A 13404-nucleotide genomic window follows, 5' to 3' on the forward strand; every position below is an offset into this window, starting at 1 on the left:
CTGATGGGATTTACGCGGTGCGCACGAAACCCCGGCGCGATGTTTCGGCGGCAAACAGCTCGCCGGCAGCCGTTGTGACGTACAAGGTATCGAGTTCGGGGCCGCCAAAGGCGCAGCGATTGGGCATGTCGACCGGCACGCGCCAGCTTTCCAGCACCGCGCCGTCCGGCGAGAACACATAGACCAGCGCGCCAGGCCCGTTGCGACTCCACCCGCCGCAGGCGACGATATTGCCATCGGCATCCAGGCACATGCCTTCGATGCCACGCTGGGGACCACGATGGTCAGCACCGAATGTGTGCAGCACATGGTAGTTGCCGAGGGTACCGTCCTCGCCGATCGGATAGGCACGCAGCTCGCGCACATGGTCGGCCCGCGCTTCGCCCTCGGCGACGTAGAGCGTTTTCTCGTCGTGCGACACCAACACCGCACGGGGCGCCTTGGTGTCGTAGGTCATGCGCTGCATGACCCAGGCCCGGCGGTGATCGCGCGCCACACGCAGTACGGAGGCATGATCGAGGGGCGGAAAGAATTGCGGCCCCTGTGCAAGCACCGGACTGAACGGGTCGGTGAACCAGATACGCCCCTGGCTGTCGACCGACAGATCACCGGGATGGTTATGATGGTCGCCGTCGAGCAATGCGTCGATTGCCGTCGAGCTGCCATTGGGCAAAAACTCGATCAAACGGCGGCTGGCTTCCTGGCCGCCATAAAGCTCACCGCCCGGACCGATCGCGAGACCGCCGGTTCGGCTGGTGTATTTGCGCGCTTCCGAAACGTCGCCGCTTGCCGGGTCGAGACGCATCAGGCGTTGCTCTTCTCGCAATGCGAACAACAGGCTTTCACCGTCCCAGACAACACCATTCGCCGGACTCTCGAACGGACCCGCCACGCATTCGAATTTCACGTCTTGTGCCATAGCTCGTCCCTCACCAGACAGCGACGCCGGGAACACCCAGGCGCGTGCGTACGACCGTGTGAAATGTGGTGATGTAGAACGACGTCCAGTCGTCACCGCCCCACGCAATATTCGTGCAGTGCCCAGGCACCATCAGACGGCCGATCAAGTCGCCGCTGGAGTTGGTGACGTGAATGCCGCCGGGCCCGGTGCAGTAAACGTTGTCGTTTACGTCCACCTTCATGCCATCTGCGACACCCTCTTCACTGCCGGTCTGTTTGTTGAACAGACGCCCCGGCCCGACGCTGCCGTCAGCGTTGACGTCGAAAGCACGGATGTGGCCGAGTTGGGTGTCGTTGACATAGAGCAGCTTCTCGTCGGTCGAGAAGGCCAGCCCGTTGGGATAAGTGCAGTCGGCGATGGCGAGATGCACCTCGCCATCCGGCGTCATGCAATAGACACCCTGAATATCGAGGTAGCGCTGCTGATCGTGCCCCTCCATACCCGGAATGGACAGGGCGCCGGGCGGGTCGGTCCAGTAGATCGACCCGTCGGAACGGACCACGATGTCATTCGGGCCGTTGAGCGGCTTGCCATCATGCTGTGAGGCCAGAACTGTCGTTGTGCCGTCATGCTCCATGCGCCAGACGGAGCGCGACGACCAGCCAGCAACAAGCAGCCGCCCCTCCAGATCGAATGTCATGCCGTTGGCGTGCGCACTCGGGGCCATCAGCTTGCGACTGCCGACGCCGGGCCGATACTCCCAGATTGCGTCGCCGATGATCTCGGTCCACAGGAACCGGCCCTCACGTCGGTCCCAGACCGGACCCTCGCCGAAATACAGGCCGTGCGCGATGGTATCAAGCGACGGTTCGCGGTCGCCGATGACCGCATCGAACTCCGGCGATACCCGATCAATGTCCATGTTCGTTACCCCCCGCATTCTCTGCGTCGGCGAGACCCTGGCGCGGGATTGCCGTCGGAACGGGGGCACGATGAACACCGGCTTTGCGCGGAAAACGTGCGAAATATTCCTCGCCGACCGTCAATGACATGCTGGGCGCCTCCCGAATGCGCCGATCCTTTCCCGGACCGGTCGTGATTGATAGGACGCCAGACTAAAGTCCACCTCGAATGCCTAGAAGGAATTTATTATTATGTCGTAATGCCCATTGGTTATGACGGTTCGAATCCGTCCATACACGGGTGCGGTCTGAAAAAATCAGGTTTCCGGGACCAAATCCGTCATTCTTGGTCCGGCGTATCGGCGCCGGCCATCATGCTCACGATCTCCGCCCGCGGCCAGTTCGGCGCGACCATTTGCATGAAATCATACATGTACTCGCGCAGAAACGTTTCGGGATGGAGGATGATCTGCGCTTTCAGAATGCCGAAAAGGTCGGTCGCATCGACGGCCTCGAGCGGTTTGTCGAGCTCGGCGTCAAAGGCGACGGCCGGGACCACCGCAACGCCCAGGCCAATGCGAACATAGGCCTTGATCACTTCGGCGTCGGTCGCGCTGATGACGATCTCGGGCGCGAGGCCCTCGCGTTCGAAGGCGCGTTTGACAGCCATTCCGCCCGGGTAGGAAGCATTGTAGGAGATGATCGGGTACTGGCTGATCTGCTGCAACTTCAGCGGCTGCACGTCGAGTAGCGGATGATCCGGTGGCATAACAAGCGAACGCCCATACTCGTAGATCGGCAGCTCGACAAGCTCGTGCTGCGTGTTCGGCAGTTCGCTCGTGATGCCGATATCCGCACGTCCCGATCCGACCAGCTCACCGGTATGTTCCGGGTCTATCTGCAGCAGGCTCAATCTCACCTTGGGATAGATTTTGCGGAATTTCTCGATGATCGCCGGCAGGACATAGCGCGCGTGCAGATGTGTGGTCGCGATGACCAGTTCGCCGGCGTCGGTATAGGAGAAGTCGTCGCCCAGCCGCCGGATGGCCTGCACGTCACGCAGGATCTTGCGGGCCAGTGCCACGACAATTTCGCCCGGTTCGGTCACACCGTCGATCCGACCTTTTCGGCGGCGCAGGATCTCGAACCCGAGCTCCCCCTCGAGCAGACGAATCTGCTTGCTGACGCCGGGTTGCGACGTGTTCAGGACGTTCGCCGCACGGGTGACGCTTAATCCCTGGTCAACGATCTCACGGAGAAAAAGGAGTTGCTCGAAGCGCACGTAATGCCTTCCTTGCTGCACGCTGGAAGGCAGAAGCTTAACGACTGTAAATTCATTACACCAGCCGATCACGGGCGGCGGATGGCGACATCACCTGCAGCCGTGTTTCAACCGGCTGAGCGCCGCCGCGATGAAAGCATGTCCGGAGACTCAAGTCAGTTTGCGGGCGCCGGACATATCGGTCGCCCGACCAGTCCGTCATCGCTGACTTGAGTCTCCGAACATCTCCAAACGGCGGCAACGATTCACCGGGTCTTCCGGCCGGCCGCCGTACCTATGTGTGGCCTCAGTCTTCCTCACGCATCGTGTAGGTGAGCAGGGTGGTGTCGGTCACGAATTCGATGTCGGCGCGTGCATCCCCCGTGTCGGCATAGATGAAGTCCCATACCCCCAGACTCTCCCCGCTGACCTTTATTTCGCCATCCTGCACCAACGCGGCCAGGAAGACCGGGCTGTGGGTCGCGCCGGCGGGAAACCGCATCGTCTCGACCAGCAAGCGGCCGGCGCCATGATCGACCTGTGTTTTCATTTTGCTTCCGTCCGGTCCGTCCACCCATGGCAGGTCGACATGCTGGATCAGTCGGTAGTGTTTTTCGGACGACAGTTCCTCGACCTCGGAATGGAAAAAACTACCCTGGAAGGCCGAAATGAGGTTGCAGCCGAGCGGATAGTGCAGCGGGCCGTGCGGTTCGTTGCTCGGGCCGATGACCACATCGAGCGGGCCGAGCGTGAGGCCATCGACAATCGCCGTGTTCTTCAACACAGTCGTCGCGTGAGTCCCGGCATGGACGTGACGCGGCTCGGTCGATCCGAACGGATAGTCGATCAGCCTGATGACCAGCTCCGTTTCGTCGTTGGCATAGTAAAGCCCGGCCTTGCTCAACCAGTTATCGACATTCTTCCTGTCTTCCCAGGGGATGCTATCCAATTTGACAATATTCATACGTCGCTCCTCATGTTTGCGTGTTGCCTGGTGCCGTCGGTTTGCGCCGCGGCAGGTTGTATTGAGTCCCGGTCAGCCTGACCGGATGGGGAAAACCGGCCCGCGAACGCTTCGACATCGTCGATCGACAGCGACGTGTCCTTCACGGCATCCCATTGTTTCTTGTTGATTTCGAGAGGCTCCAATTCGGTCCAGAAGGAATCGTTGAGGCGATTGATCATGTTGAACATGGCCGACGCCACCGTGACCTCGACGATCTCCACGTCGCTACACAGGCGCTTCAGTTCGTCCCACAACGCCTTGTCGCGCCGGGATGTATTGAGCGTCACGGCCTCGGCCCAGGCGATGACGGCCTTTTCCTTGTCGGTGAACAGCGAACTTTCCTTGTAGGCGTCGCTGTCGAGCAGGGCGCACTCGTCGGGGATGATACCCAGTCCCTGGCCGAACACCGACGTGTGCTCGGTGCAGTATTCGCAGGCGTTGGCCATCGAGGTCTTGATAATGGCCAGGCTCCGCAGACGCGGGTCTGATGTCGCACCCAGTGCGGGCTGACGCACGGTCGCGACAAGGCCGAGAATCCAGCGTGCGAAGTAAGGATTATGTTGGGCGAGAATGCGCTGCAGGTTGGCCGTACGGCCCAGCAGCAGGGCACAGGCATCGAGCACTTCCTTGCCAACGCCGGTGGCGTCGTCATCCGAAAGCATTTCCAGGCGCTTTGGCATAATGCGCTCCTGTGATGACCTGCCGCCCGCGGGAATCACCCGCGAGCGGCGTGCCGACAACGTGAAAAAGGCCTAGTAGGCGCCGCCATGCGATGCGATAGCAATCCTGCAGGGCGCCGAAGACTTGTTGCTCCACGCATGGTTGGTGCCGCGCTGAACCACAACATCTCCGGCTTTTACCGACACCGAGCCCGTGTCCAGGATCAGGTCGACCTCTCCTTCCAGGATGAAGCAGAAATCGAATGCTTCGACTTTCTGCATGTACGGATGCGGCGCCGACGGCGAATAGGTCGATGCGCCGGGCGAGCCCATGGACTCGAAAAATGCCGCGACATCGTCGGGACCGACCTTGCGTTCCCAGCTCGCGTCCGGCGGAAAGGTCACGACACGACAGACGGAACCGGTTTTGGGTGGCTCGATTGTGTGGGGCAAATGCAGGGTTTCCAGCATCATTTTCGCGGGCGACTGCTCGATCACCCACAGCCGCGCTGAGGCGTAACCGGGCCGTGCCGGGTCAAAGCGCATATCGGGCGCCGGTCCGTCGGCGATGATGCTCGACCGCCCCTGTTCACGGTCCGCGACGACAATTCGGCGCGCCGGTTTGACGCCATCGGGGAACTCAAACCCCTCGGGCAGCTCGACCACAGCTTCGTCGCTCTGGACGACGCCCAGATCGCCGTCCTCGAACACGGCGTCGATCATGTCGAAACCCATGATGCAGCCGAGCCGTGGAGACGACCAGTTGTGCCAGGAGCCGACCTGGATGGCGATATCGCCAGGCTCCATTAGCAGCATGCCTTCGTCCGTGGTCAACTCGCGTTCACCGGAAAGCATGATTCCGAAATCGATCGACTGGGTCTTGTGCATGCCGGCGGAGTAGGAGTTCTTCCCGCCGCGATCCCAGCTGCGCCCGCTGGGGCGTGGTGTCGGTTCATGGAAATCGTGAATGTCGGGATCGTTTGCCGGATCGTAATCCGCCTGACGTGCCAGTGTTTCAACAACGCGCACATGCCCGCCGCCGCGCGGCCCGGGAAAATCATATGGCGTATCGCCCTCATCCGTCGTCCCCGAAAGCGCAAGCGGCGCGCCATCCCAGACCCAGATGTTGGTGTTGTGGGTGCGGCTCGCGAGCGCGGTGTTCGTGGCGTTGGGCGCGGGCCCGTCCCAGACAACCGTCGAGCGACCCTGCTCATCGGTCCCGGTCACCACGCGGCGGATGGGTGTCATCGGCAGGTCATTTGACATGGTCTTGCTCCTATCAACCGATCGGCAGCGGCGCTTGCGCGTCGAGGTCGGTCACAACATCAATGATTGTCGGCCGCCGGGATGCGATTGCCTTCTCCAGTGCCGGCGCAAATTCGGACGGCTTTTCGACACGGAGACCCTGCGCCCCGAAAGTCTCGGCGACTTTCGAAATGTCCACGTCGGTCCAGACCCACAGCTCTTCGGCTTGTTCGGTCTGCTTGCCGCCATAGACCTGGTCATAGCCGAGCTTGGACTGGTTGCCGGAATGGTTGTTGTTCACGACGATCACCGCCGGGATATTCCAGCGAACCATCGTTTCGATTTCGGCGACGTGATAGAGGAAGCCGCCGTCGCCCGTGAAACAGACGACGGGCCGGTCCGGAACCCCGCACTGCGCCCCGATCGTCGCCGAGAAGGCCCACCCCAGGTGACCCGCACAGCGGACGTAGCTTTGCGTCGGCTTCTGCAAGTCGTACATGCCGCCCATCCACATCCCTGCATGGCCCGTATCGACGACGACGAATGCGTCATCGGGAAGGTGCTTGGACAGATCGCTGCAGATGCGCTCCGGCCGTGTCGGCGCCTCTTCGGAGGACAGGAGTTCGCTATACTGCTGATACCAGCCGCCCACATGCCCGCGTGCCTGGCCGATCCAGTTCTTGCGGCTCGCTGCGGTTCCGGCATCGGCATGCTCCACCATGCGCTCGACCGTGACCTTGGCATCACCGAGAACCGCCGCGTCGAGCATGTAGTTGCGGCCCAGTGCTTCCGGGTCGATATCGATCTGGATCGCCGGGGTGCCGAGCTTGGGAACCTTCCAGAAATGGGTGGTCATCCCCCCGGTCTCGGTGCCGATGAAGCAAACGAGATCGGCTTCCATGACGACCTGGTTCGCGGAACCGCGCGAATAGGTGCCGACGACGCCCACGCTCAACGGATGGGTGCCGGGAATCGAATCCTTGCCGTTGAGTGATGTTGCGACCGGGATCTGCAACTTCTCCGCCAGTGCGACCACGGCCGGGCCGGCCTCGGACCAGCGCACACCGCCGCCCGCGACGATCACGGGCCGTTTCGCCGCCTGCAGAACCGCGACGGCCTTCTTTACGCTCGCATCGTCGGGTTCCGGCCGAAACGGCGGGACTTGCGAGAACTGGGCTTCGACGAGCGGCTCCATATCCGCTTCCTCGACGTCCATCTGTCCCTCGTTGCCGCGGAACTGAAGATGCACCGGTCCGGGCGTTCCCGACACCGCGACCCGGAAAGCCTGCCGCACCATGTCGGGGAACCGTTCCACGGAATCGACCGTGGCGTTGAACTTTGTCACGGCATCGAACACCGGTACGTCGTCATTCTGCTGATAGACCTTGCGGAATTTCGTGGCGGGGTCTCGTCCGCCGGTCATGGCGATCACCGGCGAATGGGCCAGCCAGGCGTCTCTCAGACCGGCGGCGAGATTCAGCGCGCCGACCGTCTGCGCCATGCAGATGCCTGGCCGACGCGACGCCCGTGCATAACCGTCCGCCATGTACGCCGCGGACTTTTCGCCGTGGGTACGCACCCGACTGATCGAGGTCGATGCTTCGAGCTCGACCATGGTTCTGCGCAAGATCGCGGGCACATGGAATATGTGGGTGACCCCGTAATCTTCGAGCATTCGCGCCATTGCCTGGGCGCCGGTCATCTTTGCCATGACGTTACTTTCCTTCTTTGTGCGCGCCGGCTTCGGCGCAAATACGGACTAGGACTTCGAGGTCGTGCCGCCTTCTTCTTCATGGTTCCACCAGCAGTCGCGCATATAGGCGACATAGTCGGCAGGATCGATCTTCACCGACTTGGTGAACTTCTCCATCACCGGCGCGTCCTCGATATCGATCTGCAGGCTGTCGGTGAACCGGTTCCAGAAATTGAAGAATCCCGAAATCATCGTGATCTCCACAATCTGCGCGGAATTGAAATGTTCCTTCAGTTCCGGCATCGCCTTCGGGTTCTGGCCGAAATACGTCTTCTCGGTCAGCACCTCGGCCCACTTGATCGCCGCCTTTTCAGCCGGCGTAAAATGATCGGATGACTGGAAGTCCCCTTCGAGCGCCTCAACCATAGAATCTTCAAAACCCAACCCCCGACCGAGCGTTACGTTGTGACTGATTCAATGGTTGCAGCCGTTCAGCATGGACGTCTTGAGGATGATCAGTGCCTTGAGACGAACGGGCAGATTCTCGGTGATTTCCTCGCGCAACAGCGGCACGTTGAAACCGAAAACAGCCTGCGCCAGCTTCGGCGAATGGGCCGCGACACGGATGGCGTTCGCCACCCGCCCGTACAAGACCCGGTTGTGCTTGAACAGACGTGCCACGGGGCCCGTGGCTTCCTCGTCCGTTATGTATGGCAGTTGAGCCATTGAGGTTCTCCTCCTTAGCTTGGGGAACGATAAAAAACTGAGTTTACGAGGCCGCGAACCTGCGCGGCCATGGCCTGTCCGGCCGATGACCGGCGACGTCGCGGCTCTCGAACTGTTTCGGCATCATGCGTGTCAGAGCTGAGCCGGCAGCCAGAGTGCCAGTGCCGGGAAGAAAATCAGCAATATGAGACGAAGAATGTCGGAAGCGAAAAACGGCATGATTCCGGCGAAGATGGTCGACAGTTCGACATCCTTGAGCATGGCTTTCATGACGAACACGTTGATGCCGACCGGCGGCGTAATCAGGCTGATTTCCGTCGCCACCACAAGGAAGATCCCGAACCAGATAAGGTCGATTCCCATGGCGCTCACGATCGGCACGAAGATTGGCACCACCAGGAGAATCATCGCCAGTCCCTCAACGAACATGCCCAGGACAATGAGAATTCCGAGAATGACGAATATTGCAAACGTCGGGCTCGCGTCAAAGCTGGTCACAAAATCCGTGATGACGAAGCTCACGCCGGACAGCTGAATGAACTGATTGAGCGCCAGCGCACCGAAGATCACGGTAAACAACATACCCGTGGTCTTTCCCGCGTCGTAGAGCGACAGGAACAGGCTGTGCCATGACATCCGCCGCCGTCCGACCGCGAACAAAAGCGCGCCCGAGGCCCCCATCGCGCCAGCTTCGGTCGGGGTAAAGACCCCGAACATGATTCCGAACATGATCATCAGGAACAGGGCGACCACACCCCAGACCCGCCCGAGCGTGCGTATCCGATAGCGCCAGCTGCTGCGTTCACCTGCCGGACCGCTATCGGGGCGAAACGCCACGATGAGCTTGATCACGCCGATATAGAGAATAACGGTCAGGATGCCAGGCACGATGCCCGCGACGAACAGCTGGCCAACATCAGATTCGGTCAGCAGGCCGTAGACGATCAGGGCATTGCTCGGGGGAATAAGAATTCCCAGTGTACCGCCTGCCGCGATCGTGCCGGCCGCCAGACTGTCCGAGTAATTGTAGCGGCGCATCGAAGGCAGCGCGACTTTGGCCATGGTGACAACCGTCGCCACCGAATTGCCCGAAACCGCCGCAAACCCTCCGCTGGCCGCGACTGTCGACATGGCCAGGCCGCCCCTCAGATGTCCGAGCCACGAATATGCCGCGTCATACAGGTCGTCTGATAAACGCGCCTGGGATACGAACGCTCCCATGAGCAGGAACAGCGGCAGGACCACGAAACCCGGTGCAATAGCGATGTCGAAAATGACAGTACCGATGCCGTACAGGGCGATGTCCATGCCACGCACGGTCGCCGTGCCGAAAAAGCCGACGAGCAGCATGGAGAAACCCAGTGGCACACGGGCCAGCAACAGCAGCAGCAGCGCTGCCATCCCAATCGAAACTTCAAACATTGGGGTTCTCCGGCCTGTGGACTGCGTCGGTATCCTGTCTCAGGAGGCGAATGAAGTTTCGTATCGAGTAGACCGTGGCAATCATCGCCAACACGGAAAAAACCAACGAAAAGGGCCAATTGTAGAAATCGATATTCTCGTGAAACGTATTGTTGCCGTACGAGTGGACGGTCACCCTCATCAACCGCTCGGCAATGAACCCCAGCGCGCCGATGCTCACGATGTAGACGAAGATACTCTGCACTTTTCGCGCACGACCGGTGATGAAACGGTCCAGCAAGCCAACCGTAATATGTTCATCCTCGCGGCAGACGTTGATCAATCCGCTGAATATTGTCAGGCCGAGGATCATCCCGATGACGGAAATTCCCCAGGAAAGCGGCGCGCTGAAAAGATAGCGCAGCGTCACATCGACGGTGCCGAGAAGCATCATCGAACCGATGAATATCGCGACCAGAAAATTCAGTGGCCGCCATCCATCCTTGGTCGGATCCGGCGCTTCTAATGGGTCTTGTTCGTTGTTTTCCATGAATAAAAGTCCCCACCCTGACGGCTATTTTTCGTTTGGGCCGATGAGGATGGCGGTCAGGCACTCGGTACCGCCATTCTGATCGGTCCGAATCTGGCGGTTCAGACCAACTCTTCTTGATTGATTAGCCCGGTTCTCGGCTGCCGGTGGTTTCCGGTTATTTGTCGAGCCGACTTTACAGAACCGATGCGGATGGCGGCCGGAACACAAGTGGCCGCCATCCTTCTTCGGTTGGATCAGGCGAATTTGCTCTCCGGATCAATCCGCAGAGCAAATTCGGTGCTGACCGGCTATTTCTTCTCGGCCTGCACGGCTTTCAACTGCTCGTTGAAGTACGCCAGGGCAGCCTTGCCATCGACCCCGCGGTTCGCGGCTTTCTCAAGCCATTGGTCGGTGTACTTCGCCGTGATCTGCTTGACCTCGGCAGTCATCTCCGGGCTTGTCGGGTGAATCTTGACGCCGTTTGCCCGCATTTTCGCCAGAGCATTCACGTTGCCCTCGTCCCAGCGGCCACTGACATTCCGCGTGAGCGCCTCTCCGAGATACTTGTCCATGATCGCCTGGTCATCGGCGGAAATGGATTCCCACTTCTGAATGTTCAGAATCGGCGTCCAGATCAGGGAGACGAACGCGCCGGGATACTCCACCCCGTAGTTCAGGAACTGATCCACCTTGAGAACCGCGGCCAGGGCGGCAGAGCCGGTCATGCCGTCAACCACGCCCTTGGATACCATCGGGAAAATCTCGGTGGCGAGCGAGGGGATCGCCGCGGCGCCGAGATCCACGAAAATGTCCTTGGCCAGACCGTTACCGCTGCGCAGCTTCAAGCCCTTGATATCGGCAACCGAGTTGATCGGCTTGTCGATGGTGAAGATCTGCTCACCGGTATAGGTGTAGGTCGCGAGGAGCTTGGTGCCTTTGTATTCACCGGCCGCCTCGAAATGCTTCTTGTAGGTCCGCCAGCTGGCGACGCCCAGTGCCGTTGCCGACGGGTTGTGGCCGGTCAGACGACCGATATCCATCAGATGCAGGCGATTCCGCTCGAAGCCCGCATGGATATACGCCGCATCGACAAGACCGCTGGTCACATGATCCCAGTTACGCGCCGGCGGGGCGACCGCACCCGGCGTGAATTCGAAAACGACCCGGCCTTCGGTGTCGCGTTCGACATTCTCTTTCAGCCAGTTCCAGCCGAGGTTGTTGGGATAGGTGGCCGGCGCGAAGATGTGGACGAGAATTTTCGTCTGCGCCGAAGCCGGCGTCGGTACACCAGCCGATGCAACCAGGCCGGCAGAGAGCGCCGCGGCTGCAGTTAACAGTTTAATTGAGCGTTTCATTTGTCGTTTCCTCCTCGTTTCGTTCGGGCGTTCTTTTTGGAACGCTTCCTTGGACATTTCGTTCTCATTGCTACTCGAAAACCTTCATCCGATAAAACTCGTCAGACAAACACACCGGTGCCGAATGTTACCGAACCCTTGAAAAATGGCGACATTGCGAAGTTTCCGTCCCGGTGACGCAGGGTGTGCATAACCCGACGCACCAATCCCAAATCGTCTCACCATAGAGGCTAGAGGCCGTTTGGTATTCCTGATACGAATTTATTTTCATGGTCCCATTCCATTTGGTTATATGAAAGTTCGGCCGGGAAGTACCGGAAAACCGGGGGCTGAAACCATGTCTTTGCCGGGCGATGTCCGGCGGAAACCACCAGTTGAATATATTGCCCGGATGGCCCCGGACCCTGCCTGTCACGCGGGTCGATTTTTCGTACCGATGCTGCATCCGGCTTCCCGGCGCGCAGCCGGGTTCCGCACCGTGCGTACAGCTCGGCTATCGGGTGTCTTGCGTGGCGGGAAAGCGCATTGCCCTTCCGGGCGCCCGAACGTCAGTCGCTGCGTTCGTCGCTTCCATGGTGAGAAGAAATGATCAACGTACAGGGCGCCGATGTGCGGTTGCTCCAGGCGTGCCGCGCACCGCGCTGTACCACCGAATCTCCCTCGTCCAGTTCGACCTCTTCGGTGTCGAGAACCAGTGTCACCGATCCGTCCAGAACATAGACATAGTCGAGCGTCTCGGTCCGTTGCATGTATGGATGCGGTGCGTTCTTTTCGTACTGACACGCGTCCGGAGATCCGGCTTCGGAAAAGAAGGCTCTGACCTTATCTTCGTCGATCGCTTGCATCCAGGATGCGTCGGGCGGAATCGTGACGTAGCGACACACGGACCCGTCGACCGGCGGCTCGAGCGTGTGCGGCAGGTGAAGCGTTTCGCGGACACCTCGGACCGGCGCCGGCGTATCTTCGGTGACCCAGATCCGCGTCATTCCGAATCCGGGCCGGGCAGGGTCGATGCGGACGTCCGGCGACGGGCCGTCACTGAAAATCACCGGCTTGCCGGGCTCTTCGTCGCCGACGACGATGCGTCGTACCGGGGCTATTCCGTGGGGCATACTTTCACTCCCTGTCTCATCCGCTGTTGGTTTTGGCGCGATTGTGCCAGCTATTCATCGTGGGCGTACTCGCCGCCGATCATGTCGAACATCATGATGCTCGGTCGATCCAGGTTGTCCCAGGAATGCCAGTGGGCGAGCTGCACCACCACGTCGCTCTTGCGCATCACGAAGTCGGATTCCGGCAATACGTGAATGCGCTCGCCCCAGGTGACGAAGCCGTAGTCGACCGTGCGTGTGCGGTGCATGTTCCAGTGCCGGTCGCTTCCGGCCATTCGCTCGGAAAGCCCGCCGTCGTTCATTTGCTGGAACTGCGCATCGGCTTCTTCCTGGTTGACCTTGCTCGGGTCTTCAGCCGTGGTTTGAATGACCCGAAAATGCGCGCCTTCTGCCGGCGGAGAATGGCTGAGGGGCCGGTCCGCACCATCCTTTTCTCCCGCCAGGGGCGCGGGAGACGCGTCGAACGTCCATATCTCGTTGAATTGGCTTGCCGCCCCCGCACCGCGCGAATATCGGTACGGATTGGCGCTGTCGTGGAGCACGGCCGATTTGCCGTCTTTCCTCGTGCCGGTGACGACCCGGCGCACCGGTTTGTCCAGCGTGAACATTTG

At 60.3% G+C, this 13404-nt stretch carries 14 protein-coding genes; all 14 read right to left on the bottom strand.

What is annotated here, in order from left to right; genetic code table 11:
* Positions 1-10: 10 nt before the first annotated feature.
* The 14 genes from ABJ363_04665 to ABJ363_04730 all read right to left on the bottom strand — a co-directional run bounded on the left by ABJ363_04665 (position 11) and on the right by ABJ363_04730 (position 13401).
* Complete coding sequence (locus ABJ363_04665) at positions 11-919, bottom strand: SMP-30/gluconolactonase/LRE family protein (GenBank protein ID MEP4378272.1); 909 nt, start codon at positions 917-919, stop codon at positions 11-13.
* Between the two features lie 10 nt (positions 920-929).
* The gene (locus ABJ363_04670; GenBank protein ID MEP4378273.1) at positions 930-1823 is read right to left on the bottom strand and encodes an SMP-30/gluconolactonase/LRE family protein; all 894 of its coding nucleotides are present in this window, start codon (positions 1821-1823) and stop codon (positions 930-932) included.
* Between the two features lie 320 nt (positions 1824-2143).
* Positions 2144-3085 carry a LysR substrate-binding domain-containing protein gene (locus ABJ363_04675; GenBank protein ID MEP4378274.1) on the bottom strand — a complete coding sequence of 314 codons (942 nt, stop codon included), beginning with the start codon at positions 3083-3085 and terminating at the stop codon, positions 2144-2146.
* Positions 3086-3371: 286 nt separating this feature from the next.
* Entirely contained in the window at positions 3372-4028 is a 657-nt protein-coding gene (locus tag ABJ363_04680) for a hypothetical protein (GenBank protein ID MEP4378275.1), read from the bottom strand.
* On the bottom strand, positions 4025-4750 hold the full coding sequence (locus tag ABJ363_04685) for a carboxymuconolactone decarboxylase family protein (GenBank protein ID MEP4378276.1): 726 nt from the start codon (positions 4748-4750) through the stop codon (positions 4025-4027). The genes ABJ363_04680 and ABJ363_04685 overlap by 4 nt, the downstream gene beginning before the upstream one ends.
* A 72-nt stretch (positions 4751-4822) precedes the next feature.
* A complete protein-coding gene (locus ABJ363_04690) occupies positions 4823-5995 on the bottom strand; it encodes a cupin domain-containing protein (protein ID MEP4378277.1) in 1173 nt (390 codons plus the stop codon).
* Between the two features lie 13 nt (positions 5996-6008).
* Entirely contained in the window at positions 6009-7685 is a 1677-nt protein-coding gene (locus tag ABJ363_04695) for a thiamine pyrophosphate-binding protein (GenBank protein MEP4378278.1), read from the bottom strand.
* A gap of 48 nt (positions 7686-7733) precedes the next feature.
* Positions 7734-8093 carry a hypothetical protein gene (locus tag ABJ363_04700; GenBank protein MEP4378279.1) on the bottom strand — a complete coding sequence of 120 codons (360 nt, stop codon included), beginning with the start codon at positions 8091-8093 and terminating at the stop codon, positions 7734-7736.
* Between the two features lie 48 nt (positions 8094-8141).
* The gene (locus tag ABJ363_04705) at positions 8142-8393 is read right to left on the bottom strand and encodes a hypothetical protein (protein MEP4378280.1); all 252 of its coding nucleotides are present in this window, start codon (positions 8391-8393) and stop codon (positions 8142-8144) included.
* Between the two features lie 132 nt (positions 8394-8525).
* Positions 8526-9815 (bottom strand): TRAP transporter large permease, encoded by a 1290-nt coding sequence (locus tag ABJ363_04710; protein MEP4378281.1) that lies wholly within the window; start codon positions 9813-9815, stop codon positions 8526-8528.
* The gene (locus ABJ363_04715) at positions 9808-10344 is read right to left on the bottom strand and encodes a TRAP transporter small permease (GenBank protein ID MEP4378282.1); all 537 of its coding nucleotides are present in this window, start codon (positions 10342-10344) and stop codon (positions 9808-9810) included. The genes ABJ363_04710 and ABJ363_04715 overlap by 8 nt, the downstream gene beginning before the upstream one ends.
* A 290-nt stretch (positions 10345-10634) precedes the next feature.
* Positions 10635-11681, bottom strand: a complete 1047-nt coding sequence (gene dctP / locus ABJ363_04720) for a TRAP transporter substrate-binding protein DctP (protein ID MEP4378283.1) — start codon at positions 11679-11681, stop codon at positions 10635-10637.
* Between the two features lie 548 nt (positions 11682-12229).
* A complete protein-coding gene (locus ABJ363_04725) occupies positions 12230-12793 on the bottom strand; it encodes a cupin domain-containing protein (GenBank protein ID MEP4378284.1) in 564 nt (187 codons plus the stop codon).
* A 50-nt stretch (positions 12794-12843) separates the two neighbouring features.
* Entirely contained in the window at positions 12844-13401 is a 558-nt protein-coding gene (locus ABJ363_04730; GenBank protein MEP4378285.1) for a hypothetical protein, read from the bottom strand.
* Positions 13402-13404 lie beyond the last annotated feature (3 nt).

Source organism: Alphaproteobacteria bacterium, from assembly GCA_039980135.1.
In the GTDB taxonomy this organism is placed as follows: Bacteria; Pseudomonadota; Alphaproteobacteria; order UBA6615; family UBA6615; genus UBA8079.

What these genes read in the sequence shown, in the direction of transcription:
- ABJ363_04705 (MEP4378280.1), bottom strand. Translation starts at nt 8,393, where the DNA reads ATGGCTCAACTGCCATACATAACGGACGAGGAAGCCACGGGCCCCGTG.
- ABJ363_04700 (MEP4378279.1), bottom strand. Translation starts at nt 8,093, where the DNA reads ATGGTTGAGGCGCTCGAAGGGGACTTCCAGTCATCCGATCATTTTACG.
- ABJ363_04695 (MEP4378278.1), bottom strand. Translation starts at nt 7,685, where the DNA reads ATGGCAAAGATGACCGGCGCCCAGGCAATGGCGCGAATGCTCGAAGAT.
- ABJ363_04725 (MEP4378284.1), bottom strand. Translation starts at nt 12,793, where the DNA reads ATGCCCCACGGAATAGCCCCGGTACGACGCATCGTCGTCGGCGACGAA.
- ABJ363_04730 (MEP4378285.1), bottom strand. Translation starts at nt 13,401, where the DNA reads ATGTTCACGCTGGACAAACCGGTGCGCCGGGTCGTCACCGGCACGAGG.
- ABJ363_04710 (MEP4378281.1), bottom strand. Translation starts at nt 9,815, where the DNA reads ATGTTTGAAGTTTCGATTGGGATGGCAGCGCTGCTGCTGCTGTTGCTG.
- ABJ363_04670 (MEP4378273.1), bottom strand. Translation starts at nt 1,823, where the DNA reads ATGGACATTGATCGGGTATCGCCGGAGTTCGATGCGGTCATCGGCGAC.
- ABJ363_04715 (MEP4378282.1), bottom strand. Translation starts at nt 10,344, where the DNA reads ATGGAAAACAACGAACAAGACCCATTAGAAGCGCCGGATCCGACCAAG.
- ABJ363_04680 (MEP4378275.1), bottom strand. Translation starts at nt 4,028, where the DNA reads ATGAATATTGTCAAATTGGATAGCATCCCCTGGGAAGACAGGAAGAAT.
- ABJ363_04690 (MEP4378277.1), bottom strand. Translation starts at nt 5,995, where the DNA reads ATGTCAAATGACCTGCCGATGACACCCATCCGCCGCGTGGTGACCGGG.
- dctP (MEP4378283.1), bottom strand. Translation starts at nt 11,681, where the DNA reads ATGAAACGCTCAATTAAACTGTTAACTGCAGCCGCGGCGCTCTCTGCC.
- ABJ363_04685 (MEP4378276.1), bottom strand. Translation starts at nt 4,750, where the DNA reads ATGCCAAAGCGCCTGGAAATGCTTTCGGATGACGACGCCACCGGCGTT.
- ABJ363_04665 (MEP4378272.1), bottom strand. Translation starts at nt 919, where the DNA reads ATGGCACAAGACGTGAAATTCGAATGCGTGGCGGGTCCGTTCGAGAGT.